Below are 19720 nucleotides of genomic sequence, written 5' to 3' on the forward strand. Positions count from 1 at the left end.
GTCACATTTTGGTGGTTTAGTGAATCTATAATCAGTGACTTTTATTTTTATGGGTTGCAATGGAACATCTTCTGGCGGCTGTCGACCTGGGATCGAATAGTTTCAGACTATCCATCGGTCGCGTATCGATGCAAAACGGCATCAAGCATATTTATCAAATCGATAGACTAAAAGAAACGGTCAGACTGGCAGCAGGGCTAAATGCCGCCAAAATTCTCGACGACGTATCGATCGAAAAAGCGATTGAGGTTTTACATCGGTTTGGCGAACGCTTGAGAAGCTTCCACCCCGATCGGGTCAGAGCAGTCGCAACCAACACGTTCAGGGTAGCCAGAAATGTCCCCGATTTTCTTCCTCGTGCCGAGGCCGCGCTTGGTTTTCCCATAGAAGTCATTGCGGGCCGCGAAGAAGCTCGACTGATCTACACCGGTGTGAGCCACACCCTGCCGGCGTCGATCGATAAAAGACTGGTGATCGACATCGGTGGCGGCTCGACTGAGGTCATTATCGGTAAGGGTGACGAACCGCTGTTGATCTCTTCGCTTTATATGGGCTGTGTGAGCTACAGCCGGCAGTTTTTCCCTGACGGGGTGGTCGACGCCCACTCGATGAAAATGGCTGAAGTTGCCGCCAGGCGTGAACTCGAAGTCATCACCAAGCCTTACAGAAAAATGGGCTGGTCTGCTGCCTTCGGTTCGTCTGGCACGGCTAAGGCGCTGTTTGCCATCCTCAAAGAAGGAAACTTATCAGACACCGGCATTACCCTTGAGGGTTTAACCCGGCTACGGGACAAAATCATCAAGGCTGGGCGTGCTGTCCCGGAGGATTTGCCCGGGATGAAGATAGAAAGAGCCGACGTATTACCTGGTGGCTTGGCCATCATGCGCGCTTTTTTTGATGAACTCCAGGTTGATCGAATGCAAACGGGCGACGGTGCCTTGCGTCTGGGCGTTTTAGTGGATCTGGCTGGTCGTGAAGAGGCGCACGACCGAAGGGATGAATCGGTCAAGGCGTTCATGCGACGCTATCAAATCGATGCGAAGCAAGCCTTACGCGTGAAAACCATCGCGCTAAATTTATTTACGGCACTTTTGCCAGAACGTACTGAGCAAGACGAGGTCCGTCACGCCTTGAGTTGGGCAGCTGACCTGCATGAGATCGGCTTATCGATTGCACAGGCGGGCTATCACAAACACAGTGCTTATATCCTGAATAATGCAGATATGCCGGGATTTTCACGTGTTGATCAATCGGCGATGGCGCTGCTAGCACTGGCTCATACCGGCAAGTTGTCTAAAGTACAAAGTTGGGTCAAACAACGTGAACAGTGGCTGGCTATTCTGTGCTTACGACTAGCTGTTCTTTTGTGCCGGCGCCGAATGGATATGCCTACCGTGCCCTTAAGTGTGAGTGTCAAAAACACGTCGATCGTTGTCAAGGTAGACAAGAAATGGCTTGGCAACCATCCATTAACCGACTTTTCGCTGCATGGCGAAGAAGAAGAATGGTCCAAAGTTAATTTTAATTTCGAGCTGATCCCGGTATAGGCAAGAGGGCGTAGCCCTCATACCTTAAACGGAAAAGCCAAAATGCTTGCGGTATCTCGACCCCATCTCACTGACTGACAACAGCATCGGGAAATCCGCCGTGTTGAAATCCGGATCCCAAGCTGGTTCGCCACAAACTTTGGCGCCGAGTTTAAGGTAGCCCTTCAACAATGCGGGGACTTCTGCAGGAAGTTCACTGTCGAGTTGTTCGACCGGATAGCGATGCAAAGGCTGGACGCGAGGCGTGCCAGCAGCTGTGACATCCTGTCGGACGTGGCGCCATACTTTAGCTGCCGTGTTGCCATCGTCACGCAGGCTCACGCTCGCGCATCCAAAAACATGCTCGTACTGGCCTTGCTTGAGAATCTCAGCCAAACCCGACCAGAGCATCATCAAGACACCGCCGTGACGAAAGTCTTCATGGATACAGGCACGACCAAATTCAACCAATGTGTTTTTTATTGAACCCAGACCAGTCAGATCAAACTCAGACTCTGAGTAGTACCCACCGGCGCGCTTGGCTTGATGAGGTGTCAATACCCTGTAGGTGCCAACGACACGATCTGAATTAAGTTCACGCACCATCAGATGCTCGCAATACGGATCAAAATCATCACGATCGATCCCATCGCTATTGTCACCGAGGACCGCACCGTACTCACCACTGAAGACGTCGTAGCGCAGCCGCTGAATCAGTTCTATCTCTTCATCATTCTGCGCCAAACCGACGACGAGGCCCGTTTGCTCATTGGACGATGAGGGAAGGGTAAACAGACTAGCAGCGCTTCGGACCAATTCGAGCATGTTGCGTAACTCCTGTGTAATGGGAGTAGTGTGAAGCTGTCATATTTCAACAACGTTACCGTAACATGAAAGTTTTGTGATCGCTAAGTTTATTTTTAACTTATCAGGCAGTTAAGTCCACTGCGGCAAGCAGTTGCACGCACGACTCGGCCAGCGCGTCATCATCAGCTTCGACCATTAACCTAAGTTTAGGCTCGGTACCTGACGCGCGGATCAACACCCGACCCCGCTCTCCCAGCAGGTGCTCCGCGCTTTCGCGCGCCAGTTGTAAGCCAACATGCTTAGCCCAATCGGATCCTGGTTTGAGTGGCACATTAACCATTTTCTGCGGATAAAGCTGCAAATCGGATATCCAGTCTGCCAGCGATCGGCCACTGCGCTGGAGCGCTGCTAACACTTGTAGTCCGGCGATAATCCCATCTCCTGTCGTATGGCAATCAAGGCATAGCAAATGTCCCGAACCCTCTCCGCCCAATATCCAGCCGTGCTCTTTTAACTGCTCAAGCACGTAGCGATCGCCCACCTGAGCCCGCACAAACGGAATATTGAGTCGTTTCATCTCACGCTCGAAGCCATAATTCGTCATGAGCGTGCCCACAACGCCTGCGACAGGTCCTCTTGTCAGTCGCTCTCGTACAAGCGCAAACAACAGCTCATCGCCATTAAAGACTCGACCGCTCGCATCGACCATCTGGATCCGGTCGGCATCGCCGTCCAGCGCAATGCCAAGGTCTGCTCCTCGATTCTTGACCTCAACGGCTAGCGCCTCTGGGTGCATGGCACCGACGTCTTTGTTGATATTGAAGCCGTCGGGCTGACAGCCAATCGCGATGACTTCAGCACCAAGTTCTCTGAAAACGTGCGGGGCGATTTGATAAGCAGCACCATTTGCCGCATCGACAACTAACTTCAAGCCAGCCAAGTCCAGATCTGACGGAAACGTGCTTTTGCAAAACTCAATGTAACGACCTGCTGCATCATCGATGCGACGCGCACGTCCTAATTTATCGGATGTGACACAAACCATAGGCTGATCAAGCTCGGCCTCGATAGCCGCCTCGATCTCATCCTCAAGCTTCATCCCTTGCGAAGAGAAGAACTTAATGCCGTTGTCATCATAGGGATTGTGCGAAGCACTGATGACGATCCCTGCTCGTAAGCGCCAGGCTCTCGTTAAATACGCGACCGCAGGCGTAGGTAAAGGCCCCGCGAGCAACACATCAACCCCTGCCGAAGAAAGGCCCGCTTCAAGCGCGGATTCAAGCATGTAACCACTGACGCGAGTATCTTTGCCAATGAGCACGGTTGGCCTGCCCGATCTGCCAGGCTTGCTGGAGGCAGCTCGACTAAAAACTTTACCAACTGCATAGCCAAGACGCAGCGCAAACTCTGCATTAATGACCGCACCGCCAACTTTCCCTCTGACGCCGTCTGTACCAAAATACTTTCTTTTACTCACTGATTACCCCGTGTTGTACCGCTTGCCAGATACTTACGGCATCAAGGGTGGGGCCAACATCGTGGACCCGTAGTATCGAAGCACCGCGCTCGAGCCCACAAACTGCAGCAGCCACGCTGCCGAATACCCGTTCTTTTACCGACTTTTGTGTCGTCATCCCAATCATTGACTTGCGCGAAACGCCAACCAACACGGCATATTCTGTCTCAGTTAGGTTCTTCAACTGAGCAAGCAATTGGAAGTTTTGTTCAAGGCTTTTGCCGAAACCGAAACCTGGATCAATACAAATGCGCTGTTTTGCAATACCGAGAGCCTCGAGCGTTTGCGCTTGTCTCACAAGATAATGTTTCACTTCGGACACAATATCGGTGTACTCAGGCTGAATCTGCATCGTGCTCGGATCACCCTGCATATGCATGATGCAGACACCGCAATTAGGATGAGCCGCAACCAGGTTTTGCGCCTGCGGGTCGCGAAAGCCAGAAATGTCGTTAATAATATCCGCACCAGCATCCAGTGCCGCTTTCATCACGGCAGCATGACGGGTATCGACAGACAAGGCAACGTCAACATCACGAAACACTTCAAGCACGGGCATGATGCGTGCGATTTCTTCATCAGCGGCAACTGGCTGTGCACCGGGACGTGTCGACTCACCACCAATGTCCAGGATACGAGCGCCGTCGGCTATTAACGCCAAGCCCTTCGCAATCGCGGCATCTGCCTGAGCATACATGCCATCGCCGGAAAAAGAATCCGGCGTGACATTGATAATGCCCATCAACAAGGGACCAGTCTTGTTCAAATCAAAATCAAAGCGGCCGCAGACCCATTTAAGTGCCATACTAATATCGTCGCTCTAGAACTTGGTCAGACGACAGTCGCCGGATCAGCTTTCGGGCCAGGTGCTGCGCCCGTTGGTGGCGTATCGGATGAATCAGGTGCGGGCAATATCACCTTAGGTGCCCGCGGCGGGCGACCTTCGATGATGTCATTGATCTGGTCAGAATCAATCGTCTCCCACTCAAGTAAGGCGTGAGTCATTGCCTCGACTTTGTCACGATTCCCCTCGAGAATCGCGTGTGCAACTCTGTACTGGTCGTCAATGATTTGGCGGATTTCTTTGTCAACCATTTGCATGGTCGCCTCAGACATGTGGGTGGTTTTCGTGACACTACGTCCTAGAAACACCTCGCCTTCATTTTCTGCATAAACCATCGGGCCGAGCACTTCGCTCATGCCATAACGCGTCACGATATCACGGGCAATGGCTGTCGCACGTTCGAAATCGTTTGAAGCGCCAGTCGTCATTTGATTCATGAAGAGCTCTTCAGCTATCCGCCCACCAAAAAGCACGGCGATAGTGCAGAGTAAACGCTCTTTGTCCATGCTGTAACGATCACCTTCAGGCAACTGCATGGTGACACCCAAGGCACGGCCCCGAGGGATGATGGTGACTTTGTGCACGGGATCGGTTTTAGGCAACATGCGAGCAACGATTGCATGGCCCGACTCATGGTAAGCCGTATTGCGACGCTCTTCTTCTGGCATCACCATTGAGCGACGTTCTGCACCCATGATGATTTTGTCTTTGGCTTTCTCAAAATCTGACATATCAACCGTACGGCCATTACGTCGTGCCGCAAACAGTGCCGCTTCATTGACCAAATTAGCCAAATCTGCACCAGAAAATCCGGGGCAACCACGAGCCAAAACGTGGGCATCCACATTTTGTGCGATGGGCACTTTGCGCATGTGAACCTTAAGAATTTGCTCACGGCCACGAATATCAGGCAAAGGGACGACAACTTGACGATCAAAACGACCAGGGCGTAGCAAAGCGGGATCCAGCACATCAGGGCGATTGGTCGCTGCAATCACGATCACGCCCTGCCCTGACTCAAAACCATCCATCTCAACCAGCATCTGGTTTAGCGTCTGTTCGCGCTCGTCATTACCACCGCCCAACCCTGCACCACGCTGTCGACCAACAGCATCAATCTCATCAATAAAGATGATGCAAGGAGCATGTTTCTTTGCGTTTTCGAACATGTCGCGAACGCGGGCCGCACCCACACCCACAAACATTTCAACAAAATCAGAGCCAGAAATACTAAAGAACGGAACCTTGGCTTCGCCAGCGATCGCTTTAGCCAACAGTGTTTTGCCTGTACCGGGCGAACCCACCATCAAGACACCGCGCGGGATGCGGCCACCGAGCTTTTGAAACTTAGTTGGATCGCGCAGAAAGTCGACCAGTTCTTGAACGTCTTCTTTTGCTTCATCGCAACCTGCAACATCTGCAAACGTGATGGCATTCGTGCTTTCATCGAGCATCTTGGCTCGTGACTTGCCGAAACTGAAGGCCCCGCCCTTGCCGCCACCCTGCATCTGGCGCATAAAGAAAACCCAAACCCCTATCAATAACAGCATAGGGAACCATGAAACAAAGATGCTCATCAGCAAGGAGGGTTCTTCGCGTGCTTTACCCGCAACTTGAACACCCGCTTTAACAAGATCCGAAACCATCCAGAGGTCACCAGGTGTTGTGAGCGAGTAGGGTCGACCGGTATCAGGCGTAACATGCAAGGTATCACCCTGAACGTCAACGCGCTTGACCTTGCCAGCTTTGGCTTCTTCCATGAAGGTCGTGTAGCTGACAGTATCCTGCGCAGGCGCACGACTGTCGAACTGTTTGAATACAGTAAACAACACCAGTGCGATCACTAACCAGACCGCAACTTTCGAAAAATTGTTATTCAAGGCCGATCTCCTGCGTGTGGTTCCGACCTGCGACCGGAACGGACACTGGTTCGTTACCAAATCGCAAATTTATAAACAGATTATTAATACCTAATTCTACCCCTGATGGCTACTTGAGGCCTTTTGCCACCAAAAAAGTCTCAGAAGACTGCTTTCTCGAGGCTTTAGGTTTTATTTCGACCACTCGCTTGAAGTGTCGCTTAAAACTTTCAACGACCTGCGAAAACCCGCTGCCATGAAAGGCTTTTACGATCAGCGCTCCCTCAGGTTTGAGGTGTAAAAGCGAAAATTCAAGAGCTAATTCAATAATTTGCTGAACCCGGGCTGCATCCGCGCTGCCCACACCGGACAAATTAGGCGACATGTCAGACATAACCAGGTCAACGCGCTGGCCATCCAGGGCAGCAGTGAGCTCCTCTAACGGCTCATCCAAACTAAAATCTCCTTGGATAAAGGTCACTCCAGCGACCGGATCCATAGGCAAGATGTCAATGGCAACAACTTTTCCGTCAAGGACGCCCCCAGCCCCGACCAACCGCTCGCGAGCGACTTGACTCCAGCTGCCTGGGGCTGAGCCCAAATCGACGATGACATTACCTCGACGCATCAGTTTTTCAGTATCCAGGATCTCAGTCAGCTTGAAGGCAGCTCTTGCCCGATAACCCTTTTGTGTCGCTAATTTTACGAAGGGGTCGTTAATGTGTTGCATTACCCATTCTTTTGAAAATTTATTTTTGGCCATTCCCGTACAATCTACCTTATGACTATTATGGATATCACCCCACGCGAACGCAGCACCCTGCGCGCCGCCGCCCATCCCCTGAAACCTGTTGTCCTGATTGGCGACAATGGTTTAACTGATGCAGTGCTAAAAGAAATCGATCGGGCACTGACTGCCCACGAGCTGATTAAAGTTAAGGCATCCGGCGCCGAGCGAGCTGATCGCGAGATTCTGCTCGCCGCTATATGTGACACATTATCCTGTGCTTCGGTTCACCATTTAGGTAAAACGCTGATTTTATTTCGGCCAGGCGATCAAAGTACTTATCTGGCCCCACCAAAACCTGTCAGCACAAAACGTAAGGCGAACGAGCCGCACACCCCTAAAAAGTTAGCCGCTAGTGGCAAAAAGTTGACTAAACCCAGTCGCCGGGCGAAGCGACCCGAGTCCGAGGTCGAAGAAAAACCAAAGTTTTCTTATTCAGCGGTGTTCTCAGGCGATCGGGTTGGGCGACCTTCAAATCGACCGGCGAAAGCGGCCACTGCGCATGACATCCCCCGTCGCAGCGCGATGTCTTTAAGGTCGGGCGCACGCCGTGGGCTCTCTAGTGGTGGTCCTGCTCGTGGCCTAGCGGCTAAGCGGGCAGGCCTTAAGCGTACTTGATCGTCTGCCTCAGTCGTCGCTATTGGTAGGCGATTGATGCCTCACAAGCGTCGCTAGATATACTTGACACTAACGATTTCGTATTCACGAACGCCCGAAGGGGCGTTTACTGATACAACGTCACCCTCAGACTTACCGATCATCGCTCGGGCAACCGGGCTAGAGACAGAAATCAGGTTTGCTTTGATATCAGCCTCGACATCACCGACGATCTGATAGGTCACTTTATCACCCGAATCAAGATCCTCAATTTCGACTGTCGAGCCAAACACGACTCTGCCTTCAGCGTCATGAGCCGCAGGATCAATCAGTTGAGCGTTGGACAAGGTACCGTCCAGTTCAGCAATACGACCTTCAATAAAGCCTTGACGCTCGCGCGCTGCGTCGTATTCGGCGTTTTCTGACAAATCCCCATGGGATCGCGCCTCGGCAATTGCGCTGATGACAGCAGGACGCTCAATCGTCTTGAGGCGATGCAACTCAGCCTGTAAACGCTGGGCGCCGCGCACGGTAAGTGGAATAGTAGCCATAGTAAATAAATCCAAAAAAGCAAAACCCCGGCTCTGGTCGGAACCGGGGCAATCGTCACAGGCTCTATTTTGGGCAATCTTTAGCTTAAATGCAAGCCGACTAAAGCATTGCTAGTGGAAACCCGCTGGCTTAAGGAACAAACTGAGTTGTGTAAAACCGTCAACTGCGCAGAAAATCATACAGCGAGCCAGTCAATCTGCGGCTACCTTTATTGAGTTAGAAGCATATAACTAAATATGCGTTGCTCTGTCAGCGTATTAAACATAGCATCTGCTACTTTTATCTGTTGAGGCCATCACAGGTTCCGAAGCCATTACAATCATCTGAAGTGGCAGAGACTGGGCGTCAGCATGGCATCCCGCCTTTATCGATGATCATCAATACTTAGCGATCCCTATGAGTGCATTTAACGAAGAGCGCGTCCTGACAGTTCACCATTGGACTGATCGGTTGTTTTCCTTTACGACGACGAGAGATAAATCGCTTAGATTCAGCAATGGTCACTTCACAATGATAGGGCTGCGTGTCAACGACAAGCCCCTGCTACGAGCCTACAGTATCGTCAGCCCAAATTACGAAGAACAACTAGAGTTTCTAAGCATCAAGGTTGAGGATGGTCCGCTCACCTCACGCTTGCAGCACATACAGGTGGGCGACACCATCATCGTCGGTCGCAAACCGACTGGTACGCTCCTGATCGATTATCTGTTACCGGGCAAGCGCCTTTATCTGCTATCCAGCGGTACTGGCCTCGCCCCCTTCATGAGCATCATTCGCGACCCAGAGACCTACGAGAAATTTGAAGAGGTGGTGCTGGTTCACAGCGTGCGCGAAGTAAAAGAGCTGGCTTATCACGATCTGCTCGTCAATCAATTACCTCAACATGAGTTACTCGGTGAGCAGGTAAGTAAACAACTGCGATACTACCCAACTGTCACAAGAGAAGCCTTTCAAAATATGGGACGGATTACCGACTTGATCGACAGTGGCAAGCTTTTCTCGGATCTTGGCGTGCCTGCGCTGAATCCAGTCGACGATCGCATTATGATTTGCGGGAGTCCCGGCATGCTCAAAGATTTAAAGGCCATGCTTGAGGCAAAAGGTTTCCAAGAAGGCAACACCACTAAGCCTGGTGATTTTGTGATTGAGCGAGCTTTCGCAGAACAATAGACTGTTAGTGTGAGGTTTTCGATGACCGAAATCTGGCTGGTACGGCACGGAGAAACCCCTTGGAACGTTGAAAAACGCATCCAGGGCTGGGAAGACATCCCACTCAACGAAAATGGCGAGAAACAAGCCTATGCCCTGGGTGAGTATTTAGCGCGCACGCACTCGACTGATCAAAAAATAGACGCGGTCTATGCTAGTGACCTGCAACGTGCGCACCGCACCGCCAAGATTGCGTCCGAGCCCATCGGTTTAGAACCCATTTTGCACAAAGGCCTACGCGAGCGTCATTTTGGCGTGTTGCAGAACCTGCTATACGACGAGATGGATCAACACCAACCAGTTGCTGCGATGGCGTGGCGCAGTCGCAATCCAACTGCGATTGTCGAGGGTGGTGAGACGCTTGAGTTTTTTCATCATCGAGTCATCACGGCGATCAACGAAATCGCAGCGAACCATCCTAACCAAGTCGTCTTGGTTGTCAGTCATGGCGGCGCGTTGGACATTGTCTGGCGATATGCCAATCAAGTTGGCTTAAGCGAACCAAGGCAAGCGTCTTTGCTGAATGCAAGTATCAACAGAGTTCACGTCGCAAACGACGGATGGAAAATGCTTGAATGGGGTCGTGTTGATCATCTCAACAAACCAGCTGGCGAAGACCTCAGCGCTTGAAACTTACCGACCAGGCCTATTGACCTCGGCGAGGCTTGCGAGGGGCATCCGACAAGATGATGTCATATAGCCAGTTGGGTAAGACTCTCATAGTTCGAGCAATCCACGCCATCTGCCAGGGAATGACCGCAAAAGATTTTTTGCGCTTGATCGCTTCAACCGCTTGTCTGGCAAAGCGATCAGTCTCCATTAAAAAGGGCATGTGGTACGGATTTTGTGCGGTCATTTCGCTCTTGATGTAGCCCGGCGCAATGGTGACGACGTCTACCCCTTTTGTCTTGAGCTCCAGGCGCAAGCTCTCGCAGTATGTGGTCACCGCAGCTTTTGAGGCGCTGTAGGCACCAGCACCCGGTAATCCTCTGATCCCGGCGACACTCGAAATCCCGACTAAACACCCCTTTTTCGCTTGAATCATGGTCGGCAAGAAGGGCTCAAAGGTTGCGACTAAGGCCAGTAGATTAGTGTCGAAGATTTCTTTGAACACATCAAAATCGTCGAATTCGTGGGTCAGCGTGCCGGCACTGATGCCGGCATTAGCAATCACAACATCAATCGTCTGGCCTTGTAACTCAGCTTGTTTAATAAAGTCTTGGGCGGCCTCATGCAGCGCATCCCGCTCACGCACATCCAGAACATAGCAATGATGACGGGATGGCACTTGATCATCAACCGCGCTTAGCAGCGCATCTAGCCTATCGCTGCGTCTGGCAATCAACCCAAGCGTGGCCCCCTGAGAGGCATATTGTTTGGCTAAGGCTTGGCCCAAACCGCTACTGGCACCCGTAATGAAAACAAACATTAATCAGCCTTGGCGCCAGATTGGCGCACAATGACTTCCCATTTCTTGGTTTCAGAGGCGTTGTAAAGTGCGAACTCTGCTGGCGTCGATCCAACAGGCTCAGCACCCATATTGGCATAAGCTTCGATTACCGCAGGCTGGCGAAGTGCCTGCTGAGCCGATTGAGCAAGCTTATCAACAATCGCAGTTGGCGTGCCCTTGGGTGCCCAATAGCCATACCAAGTAGCAATGTCAAAATCAGGGTAGCCTGACTCTGCGATCGTTGGCAAATCAGGCAGCGCTTTGGCGCGCTTAGCAGTAGTCACCGCAATCGCTCGCAGTTTGCCAGATTTAATGAAAGGCATTGCTGAGGGCATTGAATCGAACATCAATTGAATCTGCCCACCGACCAAATCTGCCAGCGCAGGAGCACTGCCTTTGTAGGGCACATGTTGCATCTGCACCCCAGCAGCAATCTTGAATGACTCACCAGCTAACTGCTGAGCAGAGGCGCTGCCAGAAGAACCAAAATTCAGTTTGTTGGGGTTCTTTTTTGCATATTCAGCAAGATCTTTTACGGTTTTGATTGGCGAATCGACGGGAACCACCAATACAAGCGGGACCGCGGCTAGCTGCGTGATGGGTACAAAATCCTTGAGTGCATCGAAATGCATATCGGGATAGATGAAAGGATTAATCACGTGCAACGATGCGTTGGCCAAGAACACATACCCATCCGGATCTGATTTCGCGACTTGCTCAGCGCCAATCATGCCGCTTGCACCTGGACGGTTATCGACCACAATTGACTGTCCGAGAGACTTATTCATCTCAGCGGCGACAACCCGAGCCGTCAAGTCTGTCGGGCCGCCGGGGGGATAAGGCACGATCATTCTGATCGGTTTGGTGGGGTAGCCTTTAGTGTCTTGTGCACAGGAGTCTGTTGGCCCAGTGAGACCAATAAATCCCGCCATCAGCAACAGAGCGGTCGAAAGCGGTTTAGCTAGTTTTATTGGATTTTTTTTTATAAAGAAAATAGCTGTCATACAAGTCTCCTTATTTGTTCAACTGGACAACAACACCATCTTTAACCAATTGATGAATATGAGCGGGGTCAATGCCCGCTTCACTTAGTATTTGGAGAGAGTGCTCACCGATTCCCGGTGCAGCCTCAGCGGGACGTCGATATGGCTTGGTCGGCAAACCAATGTAGGGCAAATGACCAATCCCCTCTTGTTCGATTGAACCCACGGTGCCTAGGTGCATGGCCTGTGGATGTTGAATCACATCGTCATAACTGCGAACGGGAGCGTGCAAGACCTCGTGGCTCGCTAATACCTTCAGCCAGTGCTCAGTCGTGTTGGCCAGCAATATGGCACGTATATCGGCATGCAGCACTTCGCGATGTTGCATGCGATCACCATTTTCTTTAAAACGCGGATCTGTTATCCACTCAGGATGATTCAACGCTCGTGCGACACGCGCGAAATGCTCATTGCCGACAGCGACAACCGTTAAAACACCATCGCTTGTTTTGAAGATTCCGTTGGGTGCTGTCACGGCACCCGTGGGGCGATGCCCACCCGTCAAGGCGTGTTCAAGAAACACCATCCCTTGAAACGCGGCACAGGCCTCGAATAGATTCACTTTGACGTGCGTCCCGACCCCTTTTGCTAAGCGTTGATAAAGCGCTGCTGAAAGCGCTTGTGAAGCGTAAAGTCCTGTTGAGACATCGGCCGTTAACAAACCTATTCTTCTGGGGATACCGTTCTCATCCTGATTGCTGACCATCAGACCTGTATCGGCCTGCATGACAGAATCTGTTGCGGGCGCATCGGCGTAAGGACCATCATCACCATACCCGCTAATCGAGACATAGACGAGGTCAGGCTTAAGGGCGCTTAAGGTCTCGTAAGCAATGCCTAGACGATTGACCACGCCAGGACGAAAGTTTTGTACCACCACGTCAGCTTGGAGGGCGAGTTCGACCAAGACTTTTTGACCAGCTTCTGTTCTCGCGTCGAGTGCCAGGCCACGTTTGCCCGCGTTGAACTGAATCGACACTGCACTTTGGGTGCCCCGCATCGTGCTCACATAGCGGCCCCAATCACCAGCAGGAGGTTCCACTTTAATTACCTCAGCGCCCTGCTGCCAGAGAATATGCGCGCAATACGGGCCGGCTATGCCTTGGCTGATATCAAGAATCCGGATATGACTGTACGGTAGTTGACTCATGACATCATCCAAGACAAGTGGCTGAGTTGATCAGGATTTCAAGGACTGATGCAGGTCTTGCAACGAATACACTTTCAATCCGTGACTCTCACGCAAATACTGCATGCCTTCAACCGCTGCCCAGGCCCCTGCAATCGTCGTGTAGTACGTTACCCGCGCGGCTAAGGATTGAGTGCGAATCGCCCGCGAGTCGCTGATGGCGTTGCGGCGTTCTTCTACAGTGTTGATCACCAGCGAAACCTCACCGTTTTTCAGCATATCAACGATGTGTGGTCGACCCTCTGCCACTTTATTCACCGTCGTCACGGGAATGCCGGCTTCAGCGATTGCCGCTGCGGTACCACGAGTCGCCGTTAATTTGAAACCCAGTTTATGCAGACCTTGAGCCACTTCAATTGCTCTTGGCTTATCCTGGTTCTTGACACTGATAAAGGCAACGCCCGCTTCGGGCAGTTTCACACTGGCGGCCAGCTGGGATTTCACGAAGGCTTCGCCAAAACTGGTGCCGACACCCATGACTTCGCCGGTGGACTTCATTTCGGGTCCGAGAATCGTATCCACACCAGGGAATTTAACGAAGGGGAAAACCGCCTCTTTGACTGAATAGTAATGAGGCACAACCTCTTTGGTAATCCCCTGGGACGCCAAGCTTTGACCGGCCATCGCACGAGCTGCAATCTTGGCTAATTGCAAACCAGTGGCTTTGGAAACGAAGGGCACCGTTCGAGAGGCGCGAGGATTGACCTCAAGCACGTACACATCACCCTCTTGAACTGCAAACTGTACGTTCATCAGACCGTTTACATTCAGCGCGCGAGCCATGAGCGCCGTTTGTCGTTTGATCTCGTCGATAACTTCTTGCGATAGCGAGTATGGTGGCAGAGAGCAGGCTGAATCACCTGAGTGAACGCCCGCTTGCTCGATGTGCTCCATGACGCCACCAATAAAGACCTGTTGTCCGTCAGATAAGCAGTCGACATCCACCTCAGTCGCGTTATTCAGAAAGCGGTCGAGCAACACCGGTGAATCATTGCTGACTTTTACCGCCTCTCGCATATAGCGCTCGAGATCAGCTTGTTCGTGCACGATCTCCATGGCTCGACCACCCAAGACATAGCTTGGACGAACCACCAGTGGATAACCAATTTCTTGAGCGTGGGCAAGCGCTTCGCCTTCAGTACGAGCCGTGCGGTTTGGTGGTTGACGCAGGTTAAGTTTGTGTAGCAATTTCTGAAAGCGTTCACGATCTTCTGCTACGTCGATTGACTCAGGGCTCGTACCAATAATTGGTACCCCATTGGCTTCAAGTGCACGAGCAAGCTTCAACGGGGTTTGCCCGCCGTACTGAACGATCATGCCAACCGGTTTTTCGACGTGCACGATTTCAAGCACGTCTTCAAGCGTGACGGGTTCGAAATACAGGCGATCCGACGTATCGTAATCAGTAGAAACAGTTTCTGGATTGCAATTAACCATGATGGTTTCAAAGCCATCTTCGCGCAAGGCCAAGGAAGCGTGCACGCAGCAGTAATCGAATTCGATCCCTTGCCCAATTCTGTTAGGGCCACCACCGAGTACGATAATTTTCTTTTTATCTGTCGGCTTGGCTTCGCATTCTTCTTCATACGTTGAGTACAGGTAAGCGGTATTCGTCGCAAATTCAGCCGCGCACGTGTCTACCCGTTTAAAGACAGGACGAACATTGAATTGATGACGCAACTTGCGCAGCTCAGTTTCTGAGGTATCGAGTAAAAAAGCCAACCGGCGATCGGAGAAGCCGCGACGCTTCAGTTGCCGCATAATATCGGCATCAATATCAGCGACCGTTTTTTGCTCAAGCGCTAATTCAAGATCAACGATTTCTTTAATTTGTGACAAAAACCAGGGATCAATCTTGGTCAGTTGATAGACTTCATCCATAGTAAAGCCTTGGGCAAAGGCATCACCCACGTACCATATCCGCTCAGGACCTGGCTCACCCAATTCGATCTGAATTTTTTCTCGATCGATTGTTTTTTGATTTAAGCCGTCAACACCCACTTCAAGGCCGCGCAACGCCTTTTGGAACGACTCCTGGAAAGTCCGACCAATCGCCATGACCTCGCCAACGGATTTCATTTGCGTAGTCAGGCGAGCATCTGCAGTTGGGAATTTTTCAAACGCGAAACGTGGGACCTTGGTCACAACGTAGTCGATCGTTGGCTCAAACGAAGCGGGTGTGGCACCACCAGTGATCTCGTTTTTGAGTTCATCGAGTGTGTAGCCCACAGCCAGGCGTGCAGCCACTTTAGCGATCGGGAAACCAGTTGCTTTGGAAGCCAGCGCGGACGAACGTGAGACGCGCGGATTCATCTCGATCACGATCATGCGACCGTTCTCTGGGTTGAGCGCAAACTGCACGTTAGAGCCGCCAGTGTCTACACCGATCTCGCGCAACACGGCGATCGATGCGTTACGCATAATTTGATATTCTTTGTCGGTCAAAGTTTGCGCTGGCGCGACGGTAATTGAATCACCGGTATGAACACCCATCGGATCGAGGTTCTCGATCGAGCAAACGATGATGCAATTATCAGCACTGTCGCGCACGACTTCCATTTCGAATTCTTTCCAGCCGAGCAAAGACTCTTCAATCAGGAGTTCTTTGGTCGGCGAAGCCTCTAGGCCACGACGGCAAATCGTTTCAAATTCTTCGGCGTTATAAGCGATACCACCACCGCTGCCACCAAGCGTAAAACTGGGTCGGATCACAGCAGGAAAACCGCTTGACTCGGTTTTAATAGCAATCTTCTTTTGAATCTCCCAGGCTTCTTCGAGACTATGCGCCACCCCTGAGTAGGCCGACTCGAGGCCGATTGCGTTCATCGCTGTCTTGAATTTCTGACGGTCTTCAGCCTTCTCGATCGCGTGAGCGTTGGCACCGATGAGCTCAACGTTGTATTTTTTTAAGACGCCAAACTTATCAAGATCAAGCGCACAATTCAAAGCCGTTTGACCGCCCATTGTGGGCAAAACAGCATCTGGGCGCTCTTTTTCAATGATTTTTTCAACGACCTGCCACGTGATCGGCTCAATGTAAGTTACATCGGCTGTTTCAGGATCAGTCATGATGGTGGCTGGATTGCTGTTGACCAGCACGGTTCGATAGCCTTCGGCCTTGAGGGCTTTACACGCTTGGGCCCCAGAATAATCAAACTCACACGCCTGACCAATAATGATCGGGCCTGCGCCAATGATGAGGATAGTTTTTAGGTCGGTACGCTTGGGCATAATGAAATCTTTACTTGTTGCTGGCCATCAGGCCCATGAATTTGTCAAACAGGACGACGATGTCGTGCGGGCCCGGACTTGCTTCGGGATGCCCTTGAAAACAGAATGCCGGACGATCAATGAGTTCGAAGCCCTGCAAGGTACCGTCAAAGAGCGATACATGTGTGACACGCGCATTAGCAGGCAATGTCTTTGCGTCCACTGCAAAGCCATGATTTTGTGCGGTAATAAAGACGCGACCGCTTGCCAGGTCTTGCACAGGATGGTTAGATCCGTGATGCCCGGTTTTCATTTTGACGGTCTTAGCGCCCAGCGCCAGGCCCATAATCTGATGCCCCAGGCAAATACCGAACACGGGTAGTTTTCGCTCTAAAAATACCTTGGTTGCAGCAATCGCATAATCGCAGGGATCCGGATCCCCTGGGCCATTAGATAAAAAGACCCCATCTGGATTCATCGCCAGTACTTGCTCAGCCGATGTTTGCGCAGGAACCAGGGTGATGCGGCAGCCACGCTCTGTCAATAATCGCAAAATGTTCGATTTGACGCCAAAGTCGTAAGCCACGACATGAGGCAAGTGCTCGCCGCGCTTCTCTGCTGCAACAGCGGCGAAATTACCGTAGCCGGTTGTCAATTGCCAGGTTGATTCAGTCCAAGTGGATGTCTGAGTTGAGCTCACGACCTTAGCCAGATCCTGACCAGCCATTCCAGCAAAGCCACGAGCCAACGCCAGGGCTTTTTCGGAATCTTCGCCGACCAGAATACAACCGCCCTGTGCACCCCCTTCACGAAGGATACGCGTTAATTTGCGCGTATCGATCTCGGCGATTGCGACGACCCCTTGATCCTTAAGGTAGTCTGGCAACGATTGCGTCGCGCGGAAATTCGACATCCGTGCCGGGCAGTCCCTGACGATCAGGCCGGCTGCGTGAACTTTATTTGATTCGATATCTTCGTGATTGACCCCCGTGTTGCCAATATGGGGATAGGTAAGCGTCACAGCTTGCCCACTGTAGCTGGGGTCGGTCAAAATCTCTTGATAGCCAGTCATCGCCGTATTAAATACAATCTCGGCAACCGTATGGCCCGGGGCACCGATCGACACCCCCCTGAAAACGGTGCCATCCGCCAAGGCTAGAATTGCAGGTGGAAACCGATCGAATCCACCGGCGGCCACACCAGCCACCTCTGAAAATAGTCTTGACAGCACAATCACCCCGGTCTCAAAAATCTGTAAGCAAACCTTGGAATTATAGCCGATGCCTAGTCTTCTCGATTCTCTTCGCTCACACACCACCGTTGTGGCGGACTCCGGCGATTTTGAAAATATAAAGCACTATCAGCCAACTGACGCCACAACAAATCCGTCCCTTATTCTCAAAGCGGTGCAGCAAGACGTATACAAACCACTTTTAGCGCGTTGCGTGACACAACACGCCAACGCACCAGTCGAGGAGTTAGTTGATCACTTACTGGTGGCTTTTGGCAGCGAGATCTTGAGCGTCGTTCCTGGCAGAGTATCCACCGAAGTAGATGCCAGGCTGTCCTTCGACACCCGTGCTACGGTCGAGCGAGCCCGTCGCATTATCCGTTTATACGAGCAGGCTGGTTTCTCACGAGAGCGCGTGCTGATCAAAATCGCGGCGACCTGGGAAGGCATCGAAGCCGCCAGCATTCTCCAGACCGAGGGCATTCGTTGCAATTTGACGCTTTTATTCTCCTTGATCCAAGCAGTGGCTTGTGCCGAGGCGAAGGTTCAGCTGATTTCGCCTTTTGTCGGTCGTATTTACGATTGGCATAAAAAGTCTCAGGGTTCAACCTGGGATGAAGCGGGTTCTGCTGGCGTTAACGATCCAGGTGTCATATCAGTCGCAACAATCTATGCCTATTACAAGCGTTTTGGTCTCAGCACTGAAATCATGGGCGCCAGTTTTAGAAATACGGGTCAGATTTTGGCATTAGCCGGTTGCGACCTGCTCACCATCAGCCCTGAACTGCTGGGGCAATTGAAAAGCATTGAGGGTGACGTAGCCGCGCGACTCAACCCCGATTTCGCGCTATCGCAACAGTCGATCAAAATCAAAGCTGATGAAAAGAGTTTCAGGTTTGCACTGAATGAAGATGCAATGGCGAGCGAAAAACTATCCGAAGGCATTCGAGCCTTTGTTGCCGATTCACGCAAACTGGACGAGCTGATTAAAGCTTCTCAGTCTCGCCAGATTTAGGCTGCCACTTCATCAAGCGTTTTTCGATGATGCCGACAAGGGTATCGAGGACGACCGCGCAGGCGGTCAGAACAAAGATACCTGCAAAAACGGTGTCCACGTCAAGGCTACCCTCGGCCTGCAGAATAAGGTAACCCACCCCTGAAGCAGAGCCCAGGTATTCGCCCACCACTGCGCCCACAAAAGCCAATCCAACAGAAGTGTGAAGGCTGGAAAACACCCAGCTCGTCGCTGAGGGCAAATAAACTTGTCTGAGTAATTGACGCCTGTCAGCACCAAGCATCCGGGCGTTATCCAATAGGGTAGGACTAACTTCGCGGACACCCTGATATACGTTGAAGAACACGATAAAGAAAACAAGCGTGACGGCCAATGCCACCTTAGACCAGATCCCCAAGCCAAACCACATCGCAAAAATTGGCGCCAGAATCACGCGGGGCATGGAATTGGCAGCCTTGATGTAAGGATCAAGAATCTTACTCGCCATGGGGGAGAGGCCAAGCCAGAGTCCAACAGCTAAACCCGACCCAGTCCCGATAAAGAAAGCCAGAATCGTCTCTGTTAAGGTGATAGCCAGATGACTGTATATATCACCGTTAACCACGAACCAATCCCATATTCGGTGCCATACACCAAGGGGTTTACCAAAAAAGAAGGCAACTTTTTTGTCCTGAGAGGCAATTTGCCAGGTGCCGACGAGTACGACGAGTATCGTCACTTGCCAAATGCGTAGCGATAGCTTGGAATTAGGCTTGAATAAGGTCCGCATGGGTTGACGCATCATCCGAAGTGAAAGTGGCAGGCCCAATCTTATCCAATTCTCAGACAATTCGCGCGACAAATTAAAAATGACGACAACTACTTGAAAAAACACCGTGATCCAGC

General features: G+C 51.5%; 17 protein-coding genes. 5 read left to right on the forward strand and 12 right to left on the reverse strand.

All coding sequences use genetic code 11. The features are described 5' to 3' along the window. Nucleotides 1-59 precede the first annotated feature (59 nt). Nucleotides 60-1547, forward strand: a complete 1488-nt coding sequence (gene ppx / locus BCM14_RS04810; RefSeq protein WP_106226818.1) for an exopolyphosphatase — start codon at nucleotides 60-62, stop codon at nucleotides 1545-1547. Between the two features lie 24 nt (nucleotides 1548-1571). Here ppx and BCM14_RS04815 read toward each other — a convergent pair whose 3' ends face one another. The 5 genes from BCM14_RS04815 to BCM14_RS04835 all read right to left on the reverse strand — a co-directional run bounded on the left by BCM14_RS04815 (nucleotide 1572) and on the right by BCM14_RS04835 (nucleotide 7315). Then, entirely contained in the window at nucleotides 1572-2351 is a 780-nt protein-coding gene (locus BCM14_RS04815; RefSeq protein ID WP_106226819.1) for a GNAT family N-acetyltransferase, read from the reverse strand. A gap of 103 nt (nucleotides 2352-2454) precedes the next feature. Next, entirely contained in the window at nucleotides 2455-3810 is a 1356-nt protein-coding gene (gene glmM / locus BCM14_RS04820; protein WP_106226820.1) for a phosphoglucosamine mutase, read from the reverse strand. Next, entirely contained in the window at nucleotides 3803-4654 is an 852-nt protein-coding gene (folP, locus tag BCM14_RS04825) for a dihydropteroate synthase (protein WP_106226821.1), read from the reverse strand. The genes glmM and folP overlap by 8 nt, the downstream gene beginning before the upstream one ends. A 26-nt stretch (nucleotides 4655-4680) precedes the next feature. Further along, complete coding sequence (gene ftsH / locus BCM14_RS04830) at nucleotides 4681-6573, reverse strand: ATP-dependent zinc metalloprotease FtsH (RefSeq protein WP_106226822.1); 1893 nt, start codon at nucleotides 6571-6573, stop codon at nucleotides 4681-4683. Between the two features lie 109 nt (nucleotides 6574-6682). Continuing rightward, a complete protein-coding gene (locus tag BCM14_RS04835) occupies nucleotides 6683-7315 on the reverse strand; it encodes an RlmE family RNA methyltransferase (protein ID WP_106226823.1) in 633 nt (210 codons plus the stop codon). An 18-nt stretch (nucleotides 7316-7333) separates the two neighbouring features. Between BCM14_RS04835 and BCM14_RS04840 the strand changes: the two genes are divergently transcribed. Beyond that, the gene (locus BCM14_RS04840; protein WP_106226824.1) at nucleotides 7334-7957 is read left to right on the forward strand and encodes a YhbY family RNA-binding protein; all 624 of its coding nucleotides are present in this window, start codon (nucleotides 7334-7336) and stop codon (nucleotides 7955-7957) included. A gap of 53 nt (nucleotides 7958-8010) precedes the next feature. Here BCM14_RS04840 and greA read toward each other — a convergent pair whose 3' ends face one another. After that, nucleotides 8011-8487 (reverse strand): transcription elongation factor GreA, encoded by a 477-nt coding sequence (gene greA, locus BCM14_RS04845; RefSeq protein WP_106226825.1) that lies wholly within the window; start codon nucleotides 8485-8487, stop codon nucleotides 8011-8013. A 397-nt stretch (nucleotides 8488-8884) separates the two neighbouring features. Here greA and BCM14_RS04850 point away from each other — a divergent pair, with 397 nt between their 5' ends. Continuing rightward, a complete protein-coding gene (locus BCM14_RS04850) occupies nucleotides 8885-9658 on the forward strand; it encodes a ferredoxin--NADP reductase (protein WP_106226826.1) in 774 nt (257 codons plus the stop codon). Between the two features lie 21 nt (nucleotides 9659-9679). Then, nucleotides 9680-10327: a histidine phosphatase family protein gene (locus BCM14_RS04855; RefSeq protein ID WP_106226827.1), complete on the forward strand. Its 648-nt coding sequence runs from the start codon at nucleotides 9680-9682 to the stop codon at nucleotides 10325-10327. Nucleotides 10328-10343: 16 nt separating this feature from the next. On the opposite strand, the gene BCM14_RS04860 is transcribed toward BCM14_RS04855, so the two are convergent. The 5 genes from BCM14_RS04860 to carA are packed head-to-tail and all read right to left on the reverse strand — an operon-like array spanning nucleotide 10344 to nucleotide 17820. Continuing rightward, nucleotides 10344-11126 carry an SDR family oxidoreductase gene (locus BCM14_RS04860; protein WP_106226828.1) on the reverse strand — a complete coding sequence of 261 codons (783 nt, stop codon included), beginning with the start codon at nucleotides 11124-11126 and terminating at the stop codon, nucleotides 10344-10346. After that, entirely contained in the window at nucleotides 11126-12151 is a 1026-nt protein-coding gene (locus tag BCM14_RS04865) for a Bug family tripartite tricarboxylate transporter substrate binding protein (protein ID WP_375318461.1), read from the reverse strand. The genes BCM14_RS04860 and BCM14_RS04865 overlap by 1 nt, the downstream gene beginning before the upstream one ends. A 10-nt stretch (nucleotides 12152-12161) precedes the next feature. Continuing rightward, nucleotides 12162-13340: a CaiB/BaiF CoA transferase family protein gene (locus BCM14_RS04870; RefSeq protein WP_106226829.1), complete on the reverse strand. Its 1179-nt coding sequence runs from the start codon at nucleotides 13338-13340 to the stop codon at nucleotides 12162-12164. A 30-nt stretch (nucleotides 13341-13370) separates the two neighbouring features. Beyond that, on the reverse strand, nucleotides 13371-16610 hold the full coding sequence (carB, locus tag BCM14_RS04875; protein ID WP_106226830.1) for a carbamoyl-phosphate synthase large subunit: 3240 nt from the start codon (nucleotides 16608-16610) through the stop codon (nucleotides 13371-13373). 10 nt (nucleotides 16611-16620) lie between these two features. Beyond that, on the reverse strand, nucleotides 16621-17820 hold the full coding sequence (carA, locus tag BCM14_RS04880) for a glutamine-hydrolyzing carbamoyl-phosphate synthase small subunit (protein WP_375318467.1): 1200 nt from the start codon (nucleotides 17818-17820) through the stop codon (nucleotides 16621-16623). A gap of 49 nt (nucleotides 17821-17869) precedes the next feature. Here carA and tal point away from each other — a divergent pair, with 49 nt between their 5' ends. Next, nucleotides 17870-18835 carry a transaldolase gene (gene tal / locus BCM14_RS04885; protein ID WP_106226831.1) on the forward strand — a complete coding sequence of 322 codons (966 nt, stop codon included), beginning with the start codon at nucleotides 17870-17872 and terminating at the stop codon, nucleotides 18833-18835. Here the strand turns inward: tal and BCM14_RS04890 are convergent. Further along, a complete protein-coding gene (locus tag BCM14_RS04890) occupies nucleotides 18807-19604 on the reverse strand; it encodes an ABC transporter permease (RefSeq protein WP_106227053.1) in 798 nt (265 codons plus the stop codon). The two genes, tal and BCM14_RS04890, sit on opposite strands and share 29 nt — an antisense overlap. Nucleotides 19605-19720: the final 116 nt, after the last annotated feature.

It is taken from the genome of Jezberella montanilacus (genome assembly GCF_003003055.1).
Taxonomy (GTDB): Bacteria; Pseudomonadota; Gammaproteobacteria; order Burkholderiales; family Burkholderiaceae_B; genus Zwartia; species Zwartia montanilacus.

Bases quoted from the DNA above. Each gene is read 5' to 3' on its own strand.
- ppx (WP_106226818.1), top strand. From the start codon at position 60: ATGGAACATCTTCTGGCGGCTGTCGACCTGGGATCGAATAGTTTCAGA.
- BCM14_RS04815 (WP_106226819.1), bottom strand. From the start codon at position 2,351: ATGCTCGAATTGGTCCGAAGCGCTGCTAGTCTGTTTACCCTTCCCTCA.
- folP (WP_106226821.1), bottom strand. From the start codon at position 4,654: ATGGCACTTAAATGGGTCTGCGGCCGCTTTGATTTTGATTTGAACAAG.
- BCM14_RS04835 (WP_106226823.1), bottom strand. From the start codon at position 7,315: ATGGCCAAAAATAAATTTTCAAAAGAATGGGTAATGCAACACATTAAC.
- BCM14_RS04840 (WP_106226824.1), top strand. From the start codon at position 7,334: ATGACTATTATGGATATCACCCCACGCGAACGCAGCACCCTGCGCGCC.
- greA (WP_106226825.1), bottom strand. From the start codon at position 8,487: ATGGCTACTATTCCACTTACCGTGCGCGGCGCCCAGCGTTTACAGGCT.
- BCM14_RS04850 (WP_106226826.1), top strand. From the start codon at position 8,885: ATGAGTGCATTTAACGAAGAGCGCGTCCTGACAGTTCACCATTGGACT.
- BCM14_RS04855 (WP_106226827.1), top strand. From the start codon at position 9,680: ATGACCGAAATCTGGCTGGTACGGCACGGAGAAACCCCTTGGAACGTT.
- BCM14_RS04860 (WP_106226828.1), bottom strand. From the start codon at position 11,126: ATGTTTGTTTTCATTACGGGTGCCAGTAGCGGTTTGGGCCAAGCCTTA.
- BCM14_RS04865 (WP_375318461.1), bottom strand. From the start codon at position 12,151: ATGACAGCTATTTTCTTTATAAAAAAAAATCCAATAAAACTAGCTAAA.
- BCM14_RS04870 (WP_106226829.1), bottom strand. From the start codon at position 13,340: ATGAGTCAACTACCGTACAGTCATATCCGGATTCTTGATATCAGCCAA.
- carB (WP_106226830.1), bottom strand. From the start codon at position 16,610: ATGCCCAAGCGTACCGACCTAAAAACTATCCTCATCATTGGCGCAGGC.
- tal (WP_106226831.1), top strand. From the start codon at position 17,870: ATGCCTAGTCTTCTCGATTCTCTTCGCTCACACACCACCGTTGTGGCG.
- BCM14_RS04890 (WP_106227053.1), bottom strand. From the start codon at position 19,604: ATGCGGACCTTATTCAAGCCTAATTCCAAGCTATCGCTACGCATTTGG.